The sequence below is a fragment of the Sphingosinicellaceae bacterium genome, from assembly GCA_019285715.1.
Classification (GTDB): Bacteria; Pseudomonadota; Alphaproteobacteria; order Sphingomonadales; family Sphingomonadaceae; genus Glacieibacterium.
The window spans coordinates 2,750,921-2,767,669 of the sequence record CP079108.1; the positions used below are offsets into that span (position 1 = coordinate 2,750,921).

11 protein-coding genes and 2 pseudogenes are annotated in these 16,749 nt (G+C 69.2%); 7 read left to right on the forward strand and 6 right to left on the reverse strand.

Annotated features, from left to right (window positions below):
* Position 1 precedes the first annotated feature (1 nt).
* Together KX816_12785 and KX816_12790 are read left to right on the forward strand one after the other, a co-directional pair.
* Complete coding sequence (locus tag KX816_12785; protein QXQ05152.1) at positions 2 to 892, forward strand: alpha/beta fold hydrolase; 891 nt, start codon at positions 2 to 4, stop codon at positions 890 to 892.
* A 42-nt stretch (positions 893 to 934) separates the two neighbouring features.
* Positions 935 to 4,123: a hypothetical protein gene (locus KX816_12790; GenBank protein ID QXQ05153.1), complete on the forward strand. Its 3,189-nt coding sequence runs from the start codon at positions 935 to 937 to the stop codon at positions 4,121 to 4,123.
* Between the two features lie 3 nt (positions 4,124 to 4,126).
* Here the strand turns inward: KX816_12790 and KX816_12795 are convergent, their stop codons facing one another.
* On the reverse strand, positions 4,127 to 4,747 hold the full coding sequence (locus KX816_12795) for a DUF1697 domain-containing protein (protein QXQ05154.1): 621 nt from the start codon (positions 4,745 to 4,747) through the stop codon (positions 4,127 to 4,129).
* 4 nt (positions 4,748 to 4,751) lie between these two features.
* On the opposite strand from KX816_12795, the gene KX816_12800 reads away from it, so the two are divergent.
* From KX816_12800 to KX816_12815, 4 genes and pseudogenes are all read left to right on the forward strand, one after another.
* The gene (locus KX816_12800; protein QXQ05155.1) at positions 4,752 to 5,012 is read left to right on the forward strand and encodes a hypothetical protein; all 261 of its coding nucleotides are present in this window, start codon (positions 4,752 to 4,754) and stop codon (positions 5,010 to 5,012) included.
* Between the two features lie 149 nt (positions 5,013 to 5,161).
* The gene (locus KX816_12805) at positions 5,162 to 6,226 is read left to right on the forward strand and encodes a glycoside hydrolase family 43 protein (protein ID QXQ05156.1); all 1,065 of its coding nucleotides are present in this window, start codon (positions 5,162 to 5,164) and stop codon (positions 6,224 to 6,226) included.
* A gap of 4 nt (positions 6,227 to 6,230) precedes the next feature.
* On the forward strand, positions 6,231 to 7,691 hold the full coding sequence (gene xylB / locus KX816_12810) for a xylulokinase (protein QXQ05157.1): 1,461 nt from the start codon (positions 6,231 to 6,233) through the stop codon (positions 7,689 to 7,691).
* A gap of 27 nt (positions 7,692 to 7,718) precedes the next feature.
* A pseudogene (locus tag KX816_12815) lies at positions 7,719 to 8,162 on the forward strand (xylose isomerase).
* 146 nt (positions 8,163 to 8,308) lie between these two features.
* Here the strand turns inward: KX816_12815 and KX816_12820 are convergent.
* On the reverse strand, positions 8,309 to 9,856 hold the full coding sequence (locus KX816_12820; protein QXQ05158.1) for a DDE-type integrase/transposase/recombinase: 1,548 nt from the start codon (positions 9,854 to 9,856) through the stop codon (positions 8,309 to 8,311).
* Positions 9,857 to 9,939: 83 nt separating this feature from the next.
* Between KX816_12820 and KX816_12825 the strand changes: the two are divergent.
* Positions 9,940 to 10,803: pseudogene (locus KX816_12825) on the forward strand (xylose isomerase).
* Positions 10,804 to 10,944: 141 nt separating this feature from the next.
* Here the strand turns inward: KX816_12825 and KX816_12830 are convergent.
* Genes KX816_12830 through KX816_12845 form a run of 4 tightly spaced genes read right to left on the reverse strand, consistent with a single transcriptional unit; the run spans position 10,945 to position 16,734 of the window.
* On the reverse strand, positions 10,945 to 12,594 hold the full coding sequence (locus KX816_12830) for a glycoside hydrolase family 43 protein (protein ID QXQ05159.1): 1,650 nt from the start codon (positions 12,592 to 12,594) through the stop codon (positions 10,945 to 10,947).
* Entirely contained in the window at positions 12,591 to 14,063 is a 1,473-nt protein-coding gene (locus tag KX816_12835) for a mannitol dehydrogenase family protein (GenBank protein ID QXQ08551.1), read from the reverse strand. Before KX816_12835 ends, KX816_12830 begins: the two co-directional genes overlap by 4 nt.
* Positions 14,057 to 15,469, reverse strand: a complete 1,413-nt coding sequence (gene uxaC / locus KX816_12840) for a glucuronate isomerase (GenBank protein QXQ05160.1) — start codon at positions 15,467 to 15,469, stop codon at positions 14,057 to 14,059. Before uxaC ends, KX816_12835 begins: the two co-directional genes overlap by 7 nt.
* Positions 15,466 to 16,734, reverse strand: a complete 1,269-nt coding sequence (locus KX816_12845; protein QXQ08552.1) for an MFS transporter — start codon at positions 16,732 to 16,734, stop codon at positions 15,466 to 15,468. The genes uxaC and KX816_12845 overlap by 4 nt, the downstream gene beginning before the upstream one ends.
* Positions 16,735 to 16,749 lie beyond the last annotated feature (15 nt).

The following is a 16,749-nucleotide window of genomic DNA, read 5'->3' on the forward strand; positions in this document are numbered from 1 at the left end:
CATGCCGACCATCGCCACGAACGGTATCGAGCTGTGCTACGAGGACTTCGGTGACCGGGCGGCGCCGGTCGTGCTGCTGGTCATGGGGCTTGGCGCGCAGCTGATCTTCTGGCCCGAGACGCTGGTCGAGGGGCTGGTGGCGCGCGGCTACCGGGTGATCCGCTACGACAACCGCGACGTCGGCCAGTCGACGCACCTCGGCGATCGCGGCCCACCATCGCGGCTTCAATACGTCGCGGCACTGCTCGGCCTGCCCGCCGGAATGCCCTACTCGCTCCGTGACATGGCGCGCGATGCGGTCGGGTTGCTCGACGCGCTCGGCATTGCAAAAGCGCATGTCGTAGGGGCCTCAATGGGCGGCATAATCGCGCAGATCGTCGCCGCCGAGCACTCCGGACGCGTCCTCAGCCTCGTCTCGGTCATGTCGACGAGCGGGCGGCGCGGCCTGCCCGGCCCATCACCGACGGTGCGCAACATGATGCTGCGGCGCGCGCCCGTCGCCAGCCGCGACGCCGCGGTGGCGGGCGGTACCCGGCTGTATGCCGCGATCGGCGGACCGCTCGACGGACGCGCGCCGGGCCAGCTCGCCGAACTGCTGGGCCGCGCCTACGACCGTGGCTTCGACCCGGCCGGAGCCGCCCGCCAGCTTGGCGCGATCATCGCCGACGGCAGCCGCGTCGCGAGGCTGAGGCGCATCCGCGTGCCGACGCTCGTCATCCACGGCGACAGGGATCCGCTGGTGCCGCTTGCTGGTGGCAGGGACACGGCCCTGAACATCCGCGGAGCGAGGCTCGAGGTGGTCGCAGGAATGGGCCACGACCTGCCGCCCGCGGTCGTCGGCCCGGTGACCGAACTGATCGCGACGCACCTCGACGCGGTGGCGGGGCGCTAGGCCGGGCTTCCCCGCCGCCCGGCAACCGGCCACAGTCGCGCCATGCCCAGCCTCAACCGCATCCTGATCGCCAACCGCGGCGAGATCGCCGTCCGGATCGCGCGAACAGTCGCCGACCTCGGGCTGGAGAGCGTCGCAGTCTATGCCGCCGACGACGCCGACAGCCTGCACGCCCGAAGTGCCGCGACGGCTGTCACCCTGCCCGGCTCGGGGGTCGCGGCCTATCTCGACGGCGCCGCGATCATCGCCGCGGCGCGCGCATTAGGCTGCGATGCGGTCCACCCGGGCTATGGCTTCCTGTCCGAAAGCCCGGCATTCGCGGCCGCGGTCGAAGCGGCCGGGCTAATCTTCATCGGGCCGACGCCGGTGCAGCTCGAACGCCTCGGCGACAAAGTCGCGGCGCGGTCGCTGGCGGTGGAGTGCGGGGTGCCGGTGCCCGATGCGACGGGGCTACTCGCTGGCTCCGCTGCGCTGGTGGCCTTCGTCGCAACGCTCGCCGGCGACGGCGCGATGCTCAAGGCAGTTCACGGCGGCGGCGGGCGCGGGATGCGGATGGCGATGCCGGGCGACGACCTCGGCGCCACGTTCGCAGCCGCCGCATCGGAGGCGGCCGCAGCCTTCGGGCGGCCCGAGCTGTTCGCCGAACGCCTGATCGACCGTGCGCGACACATCGAGGTCCAGCTTGTCGGGGACGGCCGTGGCGCGGTCGTGGCGCTCGGTAATCGCGATTGCTCGCTGCAGTTGCGCCGCCAGAAACTGGTCGAATTCGCGCCTGCGACCGGGCTCGTGGACGGTGTCGCGGACCATCTCGAAGCGGCCGCCATCGCCATCGGCCGCGCGATCGGCCTGCGAGGCGTCGCGACCATCGAGTTCCTGGTGCGGGCCGACGCGTTCTGGTTTCTCGAGGCGAACCCTCGCCTACAGGTCGAGCACACGGTGACCGAAGCGGTGTATGGCCTCGACCTCGTCGCCGCGCAGATCGGCATCGCGGGCGGAGGCTCGCTCGCCGAACTGGGGCTCGACCCGGTCCCGACCCCGCGCGGCGCGGCGGTGCAGCTGCGGATCAACGCCGTCACGGTGACGGCGGACGGGCTGATGTCACCTGCGATCGGCGAGGTCGTGCGGCTCGCTGTCCCGGGCGGGCCGGGTATCCGCTTGGACAGCGGGATCGCGGCGGGCGACCGGGTCGGCGCGGGCTATGATCCGCTCATCGCCAAGCTCATCGTTCACGCCGGAGCGGCGGGAGCGCCGCTGCTCGCGCGCGCCCGCCGGGCGGCTGCCGAGCTGGCCATCGAGGGCCTAGCAACCTCGCTGCCGCTGGTCCGCGCGCTCCTGGCGCGCGACGAGGTCGTTGCCGGCACCGCGACCACCCGCTTCGTCGAAGACCATCTTGGCGAGTTGCTGGACGGCATCGGCACCGGCTCGACCGTGGCCCCCTCCGACGGGGTTATTGTCGCGCCGATCTCCGGGCTGGTCGTCGCGGTCGACGTCGTTGCCGGCGAAGCGGTCGCGCGCGGCCAGGCGCTGGTCACCGTCGAGGCGATGAAGATGCACCACGTCGTCACCGCGCCCTTCGCGGGGACGGTCGCCAGCGTGTCGGCCCGGGTCGGCAGCGGCGTCGAGGCGGGCGCGACGCTTGTCAGGCTCGACCGCGATCTCGGGCGCGATGACGAGGCCGAGATCGCGGTGGCGGTGGACCTCGACCATGTCCGCCCCGACCTTGCCGCGGTCCGCGCCCGCCATGCCTTCGGGTTCGACGCGAACCGCGCCGCCGCTGTGGCGAAGCGCGCCGGCCTCGGCCTGCGAACCGCCCGCGCCAACGTCGAGGACCTGCTCGACCCCGGCAGCTTCGACGAGTACGGCGCGCTCGCGGTGGCAGCGCAGCGCAAGCGGCGGAGCGAGGACGACCTCGTCCGCTCGACACCCGGCGACGGCATGGTCGCCGGTTTCGGCACCGTGGGCGGGGCGCGAACCTGCGTATTGGCCTATGATTACAGCGTACTGGCGGGCACGCAGGGCTATTTCAACCACAAGAAAACCGACCGCGTGCTCGCCGTTGCCAGCGACGCCGGGACGCCGGTGGTGTTCTTCACCGAGGGTGGCGGGGGGCGGCCGGGCGATGTCGATGCCGACCAGATTTCGGTGACCGGGCTCGACGTGACCAGCTTTGCGCACTGGGCGGCGATGAACGGCAAGGCACCGCGGATCGCAGTCAACGCCGGGCGGTGCTTCGCCGGCAATGCGATCATTTTCGGGCTGTCCGACGTGACCATCGCGACGCGCGGCTCCAACATCGGGCTGGGCGGGCCGGCGATGATCGAGGGCGGCGGGCTGGGGCGATTCGCCCCCGAGGCGATCGGGCCGGCAGCGATGCTGGCAGCGAAGGGCGCAGTCGACCTGTTGGTCGATGACGAGGCGGCGGGGGTGGTCGCGGCGCAGCGGGTGCTCGGGTATTTCGGCGGGCCGGCGACCGGTTGGACGGCGTCCGACCAGCGTCGGCTGCGGCACCATATCCCGGAGAACCGGTTGCGACCGCACGACATGCGGGTGCTGGTCGAGCTCGTCGCCGACATCAGCAGCGTGCTCGAGCTACGGCGCGACTACGGCCTCGAGATGATGACCGCTTTCATCCGGATCGAGGGCCAGCCGTTCGGATTGATCGCCAATAATCCGTGGACGCTCGGCGGCGCGATCGGGTCCGAGGGCGCGGAGAAAGCGGCGCGCTTCCTGCAGCTTTGCGACGCCTACGGGCTGCCGATCGTGTCACTGGTCGACACGCCCGGTTTCATGGTCGGGCCTGCCAGCGAGGAGACCGCCGCGGTCCGTCGCGGCGCGCGGCTGGTCGCGGTCGGGGCCAATCTATCGGTGCCGTTGTTCGCGGTGGTGGTGCGCAAGGGCTACGGACTGGGGGCGCAGGCGATGGCCGGTGGCAGCTTCCGCCAGCCGGTGCTGACGATGGCGTGGCCGACCGCCGAGTTCGGGGCGATGGGCATCGAAGGCGCGGTTCGCCTCGGTTTCAGCAAGGAACTGGCTGGAGCCGAGGACCAGAAGGGGCTGGAGGCTAGGCTGATCGCGGCGATGTATGCGCGCGGCGCAGCGGTCTCGGTCGCGGCGCACCTCGAAATCGACGCGGTGATCGACCCGTTCGACACCCGCGCCGTGATCCTGCGAGCGCTGCGCACGGCGGGTCCGCCGCCGTCGCGACGCCGCGGCTTCGTCGACGTCTGGTAGTGGCTAGAGCGCGGCCGCCAGTTCGGCGAGCTTGGCAACCGTGTTCAGGTTACGCGCCGTGCCGGCTCTGGCGTCTTGGATCTTGAGCTTCGAATCCGCCATGCCGTTGCCGTAGTGGACGTAAATCTCGCGCGTGCCGAGCCGGACCTCCTCGACCGTGCCGCCACTGACTTTCGCGAGGGTGTCGCTGGGCGGCGCCACATCGAGGAAGATTGCCACGGTGCGGTTCGGCGCGGCGTCCTTGAACGGGTTCGCCGCGAGCGCGGCCGCCATTTCCGCCGCGGTCCGGACGACGACCCCGACGGGCTTGCCCGCATATGCCGCGAGCCGCGCTTCGAGCGCGGCCTTGACCTTCGCCTCGGTTGCGGCGGCGCGAAAGATGAGGTTCCCGCTGGCGATATAGGTTCGGACGCCGGTGTAGCCGAGCGCCTCGGCCATCGCCTTTAGCTCGGTCATCGGCAGCTTGCCGGTGCCGCCGACGGCGACCGCGCGCAACAACGCGACGAATGCGGTGCCGTCGGACGTGATGGGCGATTTGCCGGGGGACATGCCGAAGGGTAACCGGGACGGGTGCTCCGGGTAAAGCATCGCGGTCGAAAGCAATGTGTGCGTCGCGACCCTCACCCGATTGATCCTGCCAACGTCGTTTCTGCAAAGGCGCGGCCTGCAATTGTCACTTTATTGGGCTGGGGGACCAGGTAGCACGCCAAGGTCGGGTCTGGTCAAGCTCGGCACGCTCACCATCACCAAGCTCGGAGCAAGCCAGGCGGCGCTCGAAAAGGCACTGATGTTCCTGCCGAACAACGTGCCCGCCGGGATCGCGGTCGCCGATCCGATGATCGACGTGCGGTCGGCGGCTTACCCGGTGTCGTTCTCGGAGCGCCAGTAGCCCGATTGCGGCCGGGAACTGCGCTCGCCCGGACGCGACGCTTGCAGATAACGACATCCCCTCGTCATTTGCGCTTGTCCCGACCTTTTGTTAGCGCTAACTTTCTTGGAACGCGCGAGCCAATCGCGGGGCGTCTTGGGAGGTTTTCGATGAAGTTCAGTGGCTGTGTGACGGCATTCGCCTGCGCCGTTTCGGTCGGTGCGGCGACGGCGGCCACTGCGGCCCCGCCTGCGCGCAAGTACCTGTCGCAGCCGCTGGTCAGCTCGATCTACACCGCCGACCCGTCCGCGCACGTCTTCGGCGGCAAGATCTACATCTATCCGAGCCACGACATCGACGGGCCGACGCCTGAGGACGACCTCGGCGGCCATTTCGAGATGCGCGACTATCACGCGCTGCGCATGGACAAGCCCGGCGGCAAGGTCACGATCGGGCCGGTCGCGCTCGACGTGAAGGACGTGCCCTGGGCCGAGAAGCAGATGTGGGCGCCCGACGCGGCCTACAAGAACGGCACCTACTATCTGTATTTCCCCGCCAAGGATCGCGCCGGCGCGTTCCGCATCGGCGTCGCCACCTCGAAGGACCCGATGGGGCCGTTCAAGGCGAGCCCGAAGCCGATCAAGGGCAGCTTCTCGATCGACCCGGCGGTGTTCACCGACACCGACGGCAAGTCCTACATGTATTTCGGCGGCATCTGGGGTGGCCAGCTGCAGCGCAACACCACCGGCAAGTACGATCCCAACGGCTCCAAGACCGACCTGCAGGCGGACACCAAGCCGGCGCTGACCGCCAAGGTCGCCGCGCTGACGCCCGGCATGACCGAGTTCGCCGAGGCCCCGCGCAACGTCGTCATACTCGACAAGGCCGGCAAGCCGCTGCTCGGCGGCGACCACGACCGGCGCTTCTTCGAGGCGTCGTGGATGCACAAGTACAAGGGCAAGTATTACTTCAGCTATTCGACCGGGGACACGCACTTCCTGAACTACGCGATCGGCGACAACCCCTACGGCCCGTTCACCTACCAGGGCCATTTCCTGCTGCCGGTCGAGGGCTGGACCTCGCACCATTCGATCGTCGAGTGGCAGGGGCGGTGGTGGCTGTTCTATGCGGACAGCCAGTTGTCCGGGCAGACGCGGCTGCGCAACGTCAAGATGACCGAGCTGTTCTACAATCCGGACGGCACGATCAAGCTCATCGATCCGTTCCTGAAGTAGGCCGATGTTCCTCGGCATCGATATCGGCACGTCGGGCGTCAAGGCCATCGTCCTCGACAGCCACGGCGCGATCGTCGGCCAGGGCACCGCCGCACTGACCGTGCAGCGGCCGCAGCCGTCGTGGTCGGAGCAGGACCCCGACGACTGGTGGGCGGCGACCAATGCCGCGGTCGGGGCGATCGATCCCGCGATACGCCGCTCGGTGCGCGGCGTCGGGCTGGCGGGACAGATGCACGGCGCGACCCTGCTCGGCGACGACGACCGACCGCTGGCACCGGCGATCCTGTGGAACGACGGTCGATCGGCGGCCGAGTGCGCCGCGCTGGAGGCGGAGGTGCCCGAGCTGCGCGCCATCGCCGGCAACATCGCCATGCCGGGGTTCACCGCACCCAAGTTGCGCTGGGTCCGCGATCACCAGCCGGAGGTGTTCGCGAAGGTTCGCACCGTGCTGCTGCCCAAGGACTATGTCCGGCTGCGGATGACCGGCGAGAAGGCCTCCGACATGTCCGACTCCGCGGGCACCTTGTGGCTCGATGTCGCGCGGCGCGAGTGGAGCGAGGACCTGCTCGCGGCGTGCTCGCTGACCACCGAGCACATGCCGCGCCTTCTCGAAGGCAGCGAAGTGAGTGGCACGCTGACCGCGGACGTCGCCGAACTGTGGGGCATGGGCCGGGTGCCGGTCGCGGCGGGCGGGGGCGACAATGCCGCCGGAGCCGCCGGCGTCGGTGTCGTCAGCGACGGCAAGGCGCTGCTGTCGCTCGGCACGTCGGGCGTGATCTTCGTCGCGAACGACCGCTTCACGCCCAACCCGGCGCGCGCCGTCCATGCCTTCTGCCACTGCCTGCCCGACCTGTGGCACCAGATGTCGGTCCATCTCAGCGCCGCCGCGTGCATCGATTGGGTCGCGCGGCTGACCGGCGCGAGCGGCGCCGCCGAGCTGTTCGCGCGTGCCGAACTGGCGGGACCCGGCAACGGCCCCGAGCTGTTCCTGCCGTACCTGTCGGGCGAGCGCACCCCGCACAACGATGCCGAGGTCCGCGGTGCCTTCCTCCGCCTCGACAACGACACCACGCCGAACGGCCTCGCGCAGGCAGTGCTGGAGGGCGTCGCCTTCGCGCTCGCCGACGGGCTCGACGTGCTGCGCGAGGCTGGCACGGCGGTGTCCGAACTCGCGGTCATCGGCGGCGGCGCACGCTCGCGCTACTGGGGCGAGACGATCGCCGCCGCGATGGGCACGCGGCTGGTCTACCTCCACGGCGGCGAGGCCGGACCGGCGCTCGGCGCGGCACGGCTGGCGCAGCTTGCGGTCGATGGCGGCAGCCCGGCGGACGTCTGCGTCGCGCCGCCGACCGCGCATGTCATCGAGCCCGACTCCGCCCTCGCCGACCGCCTCGCCCCCAAGCGCCAGGCGTTCTGCGAGGCCTATGCGCGGATCACGCCCCGTTTCCAGCCGTTCCCGACCTGACCCCCTGAGCCCGACAAGGACCACCCGATGGCTACCGACTTTTTCGGCGACATTCCCCGCGTCACCTTCCAGGGGCCCGACAGCCACGACGAACTGGCGTACCGCTTCTACGACAAGGACCGCGTCGTGCTCGGCAAGCGCATGGAGGATCACCTCCGCTTCGCCGCGTGCTTCTGGCACACCTTCTGCTGGCCGGGTTCGGACGTGTTCGGCGCGGGCACCTTCAACCGCCCGTGGCATCGCGGTGCCAACGACTCCGCCGCGGCCGCCGAGAAGCGTGCCGTCGCCTTCGATTTCTTCAGCAAGCTCGACATCCCTTATTACTGCTTCCACGACATCGACGTGATGGCCGAGGCGCACAGCGTCGCCGAGCACCGCCGCTTTTTTGCAGAAGCCGTCGACGACCTCGAGCGGCTGCAGGAATCGTCGGGCCGCAAATTGCTGTGGGGCACCGCCAATCTGTTTAGCCACCGTGTTGCCTCACGAGAAGATGTTCCCGAGCGGTGATGCCGTTGCCTCACCAGAGTGTTCCCCTACGCCGATCACCAGGCGAGGTCGATTCCCGGTTGATGGGACGCTGTGGAGCGGAGCCGTAGGCGAAGCGGAGCAGCGTCCCATCAACCTTCGACTAGCACCGACACCGGCATCGCCGTATCCGTAGGAGATTCCGCCGCCAGCCCGGAATGAGTGAACACCAGTGCGTGAGCGTATTCGGACCGCCAGACCTTAAGGCGGCGCTGGACGGTACGGATCAGGCCATCGGGATAGTTGTCGGGCCGCTCGACCTGAAGTTTTTCCAGCAGCTCCCTGCCGGTGCGCCACGGCTCGTCCTCGAACCAGCGCTTCAACTGCTCGCTCACCTCGATCAGCGGATCGGGACGGCGACGACCGCGCTTGATGACCGGTTTATTGGATGCAGTCGGTCGCGCTTCACCGCCCTGCCATATCGTTTGCAAGCTGGAGAGGAACGCGTCCAATGGTGGGGCCGCGGGCTGCTCGCTCACCGGTACTGGGCTGACCATGTCGGCAAGGGCGACCAGCCGCTGTTGGGCCGCCCTGATATCGCGCAGCAAGCGGACGGGATCGAGGTCGGCAAAGATCGCACGCACGCGTGTCCGGGTCTTATCAGATACCCGCGGATCGTCGAGCAACCGCTGATAGGGCGTCGCTGGTGCATGATAGCGCTTGCGAACCCGCGCACCGTCGCGGTGCTTCTCGGCCAGCTTGAACGAGGGCTGGAAGAAGTTCACGAACAGGCGCGACGCCGCGTACAGCTCAGCCAGCGCAACGGTCGCCTCCAGCCCCTCGAAGCGACGATAGCCAGCCAGGCGGCGCACGACTGATCCGTTCTTTTGCTCCACCCATGCCTGGTCGTTCTTGCGATAGGGTCGGCAGCGCGTGAACGCGATGTCGGAGGCAGCGCAGTAATCGCGCACCGTCTCGTTGATGAAGACGCTATCGTTGTCAGTGTCGAACCCCAGCAGCGGGAACGGCATCAGCCTGCGCACCTCGCTAAGCACCGCGACGAGCACCGTCTGCTCGCGAACCAGTAGCGGCGCGCACTCAGTCCAGCCGGTCGCGATGTCAGTCAACGTGAACGTCCACGCAAAGCTTCCCTTCGCGACCGGACCGCTGTGCGATACGAGATCGGCTTCGACATACCCCGGTGCCGGATTGTCCCAGTCGTCAAACGTCCTGATCGGTACGCTTTGCCGGAGCGCCGTTCCCGCGACACCACGTCGCCGCGGTTTGCGATTACCGGCCTTTGCGGCGCGAAGCACGCGATCGATCGTTGCCGCGCTCATCTTCGTCAGCTGCGACCTCACCGCCGGCGCCAAGTCCAGATGGCCATGGCGCTCCATCGCCTCCAGCAGGATCGGAATGAGCGGTCGCAATCGCTTGCCGCACAGCCGATCCGCCGCCTCCCAGAGCACGATAAGCGCGGTCCGGGCCGCCTCGTCGTAGATCCGACGCTCGATGCGGACGTTCGCCGTCGTGACCGCGGGGCCCGCCCGCATCAGCCGCATCGCATGCTTGCGGTGAAATCCCGTCACCGCAACGAACTCGTCCAGCACCCGGCCCTTGCTTGCTCGATCAGCCGATCGGTACCGTTCGCTGATCGCAGCGACCAGCTCCGTACGCGTTGCCATGCTCACCGTCCTCATAGCTCGCTCCCGAACAATCTCGAGAGCATTTTAAATGAGGCAACGACCCCCGCCGCGGGAGCAAATCAGGCGAGGCAATGCGCCACCCGCGCTTTGCCGCCGGTGCCTCGACCAACCCCGACCCCGAGGTGTTCGCATTCAGCGCCATGCAGGTCCGCGACGCACTCGAGGCGACGCACCGGCTCGGCGGCGCGAACTACGTCCTGTGGGGCGGCCGCGAGGGTTACGAGACATTGCTCAACACCGACCTGAAGCGCGAGCTCGACAACTTCGGGCGCTTCCTGACGCTCGTCGTCGAGCACAAGCTCGGCTTCAAGGGCGCGATCCTGATCGAGCCGAAGCCGCACGAGCCGACCAAGCACCAGTATGACTTCGACACCGCAACGGTCTACGGCTTCCTCAAGCGCTACGGCCTCGAGGGCGAAGTGCAGGTCAACATCGAGGCCAACCACGCGACGCTGGCCGGCCACACCTTCGAGCACGAGATCGCCACTGCCGGCGCGCTCGGCATCTTCGGGTCGATCGACGCCAATCGCGGCGACCCGCAGAACGGCTGGGACACCGACCAATTCCCGAACTCGGTGCCAGAGCTGACGCTGGCGATGGTCGAGATCCTGCGCGCAGGCGGGTTCACCACCGGCGGCTTCAACTTCGACGCCAAGGTCCGCCGCCAGTCGATGGCCCCGGCCGACCTGTTCCACGGCCACATCGGCGGCATCGACACGGTCGCGCGCGGGCTGCTCAACGCCGCCGCGCTGATCGAGGACGGCCGTCTCGATGCCGCGAAGACCGAGCGCTATGCCGGCTGGGACGCCGGCTTCGGCAAGCAGGTCGCGGGCCTCGACCTGGCTGGGATCGCCGACCTGGCGGTCGCCGAGGCGATCGATCCGAAGCCGCGCTCGGGGCAGCAGGAGCGGCTGGAGAATTTGATCAACCGCTTCGTCTAAAGACGTTAGAGTCCGCGCAGCCCCACGTTGTCATTCCGGCGAAGGCCGGAACCCAGTTGCCCCCAGCGCTCCAGACTTCGAGCCTGTGACGTAGCTGGGTTCCGGCCTTCGCTGGAATGACAACTCAGGTTTGGACGCTCCTCAACGCCCCGCCTGCGCGAATGGCCCGATCATCGTCCCGACGAAGCCACCGGCGCTAGCCGTGCTGAGGTTGGTCGCGTCGACATCGCGTGCCACCGTGATCCACTCGGGGCCGGTCGCGTAGGCGAAGTCGTAGCGGCCGCCGCGCGCGGTGATGCGCAGCCGCACCGGGCCGGTGGCGGTCAGCGGCAATTCGGCGATGGTCGCTCCCTCATGCGGGTCGCCCTCCCCTGCCCGGCGCGCGACGCGGACCAGCGTGCGACCAGCGCGCCGGGTCAGGGCGATCGTCAGGAAGTACGCGTCGTTCTGAAGTGCGGCGAGTCCAGCGGATTGGCCGTCCTCCGGAGCGAAGCGGACTTCGGTGGTGACCTCGGCATCGGTATGCTGCTGGCGGCGGGCGACAAACGCCGGGCGCGCCAAGTCGCCGATGCCGGCGCCCGGCTCGAGCCGCAACTCGCCGCCGGCCAGCGTGTAGGCGGCAGGACCGCGCATGGACATCCACTCGGGCCCAAGCTTCGTGCCCGCGAACTCGTCGCGCGCCGTGAAGCTGCCCGTGGTCGGGCGGATACCCGGCGTCTGGCGCAGCGGCGGCACCGGCGCTGTACGCGGGATCGCGACGCCCTTCGGCAGGATGATCGGCCACTCGCCCGACCAATCGACGGGCAGCAGGAAGGTCTCGCGGCCGGTGTTGTAGAAGTCGTGGGCATAGGGCCGCGTGCCGAGGAAAACCGACCACCAGCGACCGTCGGGCAGCTCGACGAGGCCTGCATGCCCGGCGGCGCTGACCGGGTCGGCACGGTCGGCTGGCTGGTCGCGCTGGGTCAGCACCGGGTTCACCGTCGCGGGCGCCGGGATGTACGGGCCGGTGACCGTGTCGGCGCGGAGCACGACCTCGCTGTGATTGACGCTGGTGCCGCCCTCCGCCGCGACCAGGTAATAGGCGTCGCCCTTGCGGTAGATGTGCGGCCCCTCGATCCACACCGGCTGGCTCGCGAGGTCGACACCGCCGTCGACGATCATGCGCGCGTCGCCGAGCATCTTGAGCGCGACCGGATCGAAGCGCTCGATCCAGATTGAACGATGCCCGGTGTATTTCGAGCCGCCGGCCGGAGCGCGGTTGTTGACCAGCCACGCGCTGCCGTCGCGGTCGAAGAACAATGCCGGGTCGATACCCTCGACGGTCGGCAACCACACCGGGTCGGACCACGGGCCGGCGGGGTCGCGCGCGGTGACGACGAAGTTGCCGCCGCAGTCGACGCAGGTATTGACGATGAAGAAGCGCCCGTCGTGGTACGAGATGTCGGGCGCGAACACGCCGCGCGACATTTCCAGCTTGCCGAAGTCGAGCTGGCCGGGCCGGTCGATGGCGTTACCGACCTGTTGCCAGTGGACGAGGTCGCGGCTGTGGAAGACCGGGATGCCGGGGAACCACGCGAAGGTCGAGTTGACGAGGTAATAGTCGCGCCCGACGCGGACGATGCTCGGGTCGGGGTAGAAGCCCGCGAGGATAGGGTTGCGGTACGAGCCTGCCGCGACCGGCGGTCCGTCGGTGCCGCGGTATTCGAGCCAGGCGAAGCGTGCCGGGGCGGCGGGAGCGGCGGTGGCTACGAGCAGCGCTCCTGCCAGGGTCGCGAGAAGGCGATGGTTCATTCCGGATGCTCTGCATAGCTGGCGAGGGCCGCGCGGGCACCTTCGGTACCCAGCGTGGCGAGTTTGGCCGCGAGCAATTGCTTCAGCCCCTCGTCCGCAGCCAGCGCGGACGGGAAGATCGCGGGAATCGCGGTCAGGGCTTCGACCATCGCACGCGGATCGTCGCGGACCGCTGCCGCGGTGAGAGCGGCGAGCGGATCGTCGACGGTGAAGCCGCTCCCATCGTCGGCACGGCCGCCCTGCCAGCGCATCCAGGCCGCGACCGCGAGCGCCAGCGTGTCGACCGGGAGACCGCGCGCACGCCGCGCCATGATTGGCACGAACAGCCGCTGCGGGATTTTCTGTGAACCGTCCATGGCGATCTGGCGGGTGCGGTGCTGGAGCGCCGGGTTGGTGAAGCGCGCCATCAACGCCGTGCGGTAGGCGGCGATATCGAGGCCGGGCGGGGGGTCGAGCGTTGGCGCGGACTCGTCCCACAGGGCCTCGACAAAGCGGCGCGCGGCGGAAAGCGCGACGACCTCGTGGACGAACGCGATGCCCGCCAGGCCGCCGAGATAGGCCATGCCCGAGTGCGCGCCGTTGAGCAGGCGAAGCTTCGCGGCCTCCCACGGCGCGACCTCGGCCGTGAGCTGCACGCCGAGCGCGGCGAAGTCGGGGCGCGGCCCGACAAAGCGGTCCTCGATCACCCACTGGATGAAGGGCTCGGTCTTGACCATGGCGCGGTCCTCGACACCGAGCCGGGCAGCGAGCGCGGTGACGTCAGCGTCGGTGGTCGCGGGCACGATGCGGTCGACCATCGTGGCAGGGAACGCGCCCTCGCGCTCGATCCAGGCGGCGAGGTCGGGGTCGTGCGCGCGCGCCATCGCCAGCACCGCGCCGCGCAGGAGGCGGCCGTTGTCGGGGAGGTTGTCGCACGAGATCACGGTGAACGGCGGCAGGCCGGCGCGGCGCCGTGCGGCGAGGCCGGCGACCAGGAAACCCGGCGCGGTCACCGGCGCATCGAGGGAGGCGAGGTCGTGGTCGACGTCGGCATCGCCCGCGACCAGAGTCTCGGTGGCCCGGTCGAGCTTGTACCCCTTCTCGGTGATGGTCAGCGTGACGATGTGGGTGTCGGGCGAGGCGAGCGCGGCAATCACCGCCGCCGGGTCCTCGGGGCCGACGAGGATGTCGAGGACCGAGCCGATGATCCGCGTCGTCTCGTGGTCGCCGTCGCGGACGACCAGCGTGTAGAGGCCGTGTTGCGGCACGAGCTGGTCGCGCACGCCGGCCGAACGCAGCGATACCCCGGTTATGCCCCAGCGCAGGTCGCCCGCCGCCAGCGCATCGTCGAACACCACCGCCTGGTGGGCGCGGTGGAACGCACCGATACCGATGTGGACGACGCCGCGCTTGACCGCGCTGCGGTCGTAGGCCGGTCGCGCCGTCTCGGCCGGCAGCCGGTGGAGCGTGTCCGGGCCGAGCCTCACAATTTGTACGCTTTCTTGGCGAGATCGTAGGCCAGCGCGTGCGCGACCTCGTGGGCTTCGTCGATGCCGATCCGGTGCTCGGCGACCAGTTGCGCGAGGAAGCCGCAGTCCATCCGCCGGGCGACGTCATGCCTTGCCGGGATCGACATGAAGGCGCGGGTGTCGTCGTTAAAGCCGACGGTATTGTAGAAGCCCGCGGTCTCGGTGGTGCGCTCGCGGAAGCGGCGCATGCCCTCGGGGCTGTCGTGAAACCACCAGGGCGGTCCGAGACGCAGCGCCGGATAATGGCCGGCCAGCGGCGCGAGTTCGCGGCTGTAGACGTCCTCGTCGAGGGTGAACAGGATCAGGGTCAACCGCGGATCGTTGCCGAAGCGGTCGAGCAGCGGCTTGAGCGCCCGCACGAACTCCCCCGGCAGCGGGATGTCGCCGCCCTTATCGCGGCCGAAGCGAGCAAGGACGCCGGGGTTGTGGCTGCGGAATACGCCGGGATGGAGCTGCATGACCATGCCGTCCTCGATCGACATCCGTGCCATCTCGGTCAGCATCTGGGCGCGGAACAGCTCGGGGTCGGCGGGCGTCGGGGTGCCGAGCACGCGCAAGTAGAGCGCGGCGGCTTCGTCGGGGCCGAGGTCGGCGGTGGCGGCGGACGGGTGGCCATGGTCGGTCGAAGTTGCTCCGGCCTGACGGAAGCGGGCGCGGTGAAACCGGTGCGCGGCGAGGTAGCCGGCGAAGCTCGATACGTCCTCGCCGGCGGTCTGGCCGAAGCGTGCGACGTTGGCGGCGAAGCCCTGCGCCTCGGGATCGACGACGGGGTCGGGGCGGTAGGCGGTGATCACCCGGCCCTGCCAGCCGCTGGCGCGGATGGCACGGTGGTAGTCGAGCGGGTCGAGCGGGCTCTCGGTGGTGGCGATGACCTCGATGTTGAAGCGCTCGAACAGGGCGCGGGGGCGGAAAGCGTCGGTGGCGAGCGCGGCGTCGATGGTGTCGTAATAATGCGCGGCGGTGGCGGGCTCGAGCTGGACGTCGATCCCGAACGCCTCGGCGAACACCCAGTCGAGCCATAGCCTCGAGGGCGTGCCGCGGAACAGGTGGTAGTTGGCGGCGAACAGCGCCCAGATCGCGCGCGGATCGGCCTCGGTCGGGCTGCCGTCGATGGTCGGGACGCCGAGCGCGTCGAGGGCGATACCCTGGCTCATCAGCATCCGGAAGACATAGTGGTCGGGGACGATCAGCAGGCTCGCGGGATCGGTGAAGGCCGCGTTGCCGGCGAACCACGACGGGTCGGTGTGGCCGTGCGGGCTGATGATCGGCAGCGTCGCGACGCCCTCGTACAACGCACGGGCGACAGCGCGGGTGCCGGGATCGGCGGGGAACAGCCGGTCGGGGTGGAGGACAAGCGGACGGGTCATGTCGGGCTCAGGATGGCGGGAGCGTAGCGCGGGTTCAGGAGGTGCGTGACCAGCAGCGCCAGCAGATAGGCCATCCCGCAGGCGATGAAGAACGGCTCGTAACTGCCGACGCGGTCGAGCAGTGCTCCCAGCGACTTGGACGCGATGAAGCCGCCGGCGGCTCCGGCGAACCCGCCGAGCCCGATCAGCGTGCCTTGCGCGTAACGTGGGAACAGGTCGCCGGGGATCGCGAACAAGTTGGTCGAGAAGCCCTGGTGGGCAGCGCAGGCCAGGCCGATGAAGACGACTGCGATCCAGATGTTGTCGGCCTGGACCGCGAACATGACCGGCAGCGCGAACAGGGCGCAGAAGAACATCGCGCGCTTGCGGGCCCGGCCGGTGTCGACGCCGCGGCCGATCAGGTGCGACGAGTACCAGCCGCCAACAATCGCGCCGACGTCTGCCAGGATGTAGATCGCGACCAGCGGTGGCCCGAAGTTCTTGAGATCGTAGCCGTATTGCTTGTTGAAGAAGTCCGGCAGCCAGAACAGGAAGGTCCACCACACCGGGTCGATCAGGAAGCGCCCGGCCATGTAGGCCCAGGTCTGGCGGTGCCCGAGCACGCGGCGGAAACTGGCGCGACCGACATCGAGCTGGGGCTCCGCCTCGATCCAGGCGCGCTCCTCCGTGGTGACGCGGGGGTGGTCGGCGGGCTTGCGGTAAAGCTTCCACCAGACGACCAGCCAGACGAGGTTGAACGACCCGGTGATGATGAACGCCCAGCGCCAGTCGAGCAGCAAGCCAGCGACGAGAAACGAGATCAGTAGCGGCGTGACGATGGCACCGACGTTGGCGCCGGCGTTGAAGACGCCGATGGCGAGCGCGCGCTCCTGCTTCGGGAACCACTGCGAGACCGCTGCCAGCGCCGACGGGTAGGTGCCCGCCTCGCCCAGCGCCAGCGGGATGCGGGCGATTGCAAAGCCGGTGGTGCTGGTCACGAGCACCTGCGCGAAATGCCCGAGCGTCCAGCTGGCGACCGCGATCATATAACCGAGCCGTGGCCCGATGCGGTCGATCAGCCAGCCGAAGCCAAGGAAACCGAGGCCGTAGCAGACCTGGAAATAGCCGGTGATGTCGCCGTAGCCGCCGTTGGTCCAGCCGTAGAGGCCCGACAACTGCGGCTTGAGCACGCCGAGGACCAGCCGGTCGATGTACGACAGCACGACCGCTGCAAACAGCAGCCCGCAGATCACCCAGCGGATTCGCCCCCGCGGCTTGACCGCCATCGTGGCGGCGGTGGC

What these genes read in the sequence shown, in the direction of transcription:
- KX816_12785 (QXQ05152.1), top strand. Translation starts at nt 2, where the DNA reads ATGCCGACCATCGCCACGAACGGTATCGAGCTGTGCTACGAGGACTTC.
- KX816_12790 (QXQ05153.1), top strand. Translation starts at nt 935, where the DNA reads ATGCCCAGCCTCAACCGCATCCTGATCGCCAACCGCGGCGAGATCGCC.
- KX816_12805 (QXQ05156.1), top strand. Translation starts at nt 5,162, where the DNA reads ATGAAGTTCAGTGGCTGTGTGACGGCATTCGCCTGCGCCGTTTCGGTC.
- xylB (QXQ05157.1), top strand. Translation starts at nt 6,231, where the DNA reads ATGTTCCTCGGCATCGATATCGGCACGTCGGGCGTCAAGGCCATCGTC.
- KX816_12820 (QXQ05158.1), bottom strand. Translation starts at nt 9,856, where the DNA reads ATGAGGACGGTGAGCATGGCAACGCGTACGGAGCTGGTCGCTGCGATC.
- KX816_12830 (QXQ05159.1), bottom strand. Translation starts at nt 12,594, where the DNA reads ATGAACCATCGCCTTCTCGCGACCCTGGCAGGAGCGCTGCTCGTAGCC.
- uxaC (QXQ05160.1), bottom strand. Translation starts at nt 15,469, where the DNA reads ATGACCCGTCCGCTTGTCCTCCACCCCGACCGGCTGTTCCCCGCCGAT.
- KX816_12845 (QXQ08552.1), bottom strand. Translation starts at nt 16,734, where the DNA reads ATGGCGGTCAAGCCGCGGGGGCGAATCCGCTGGGTGATCTGCGGGCTG.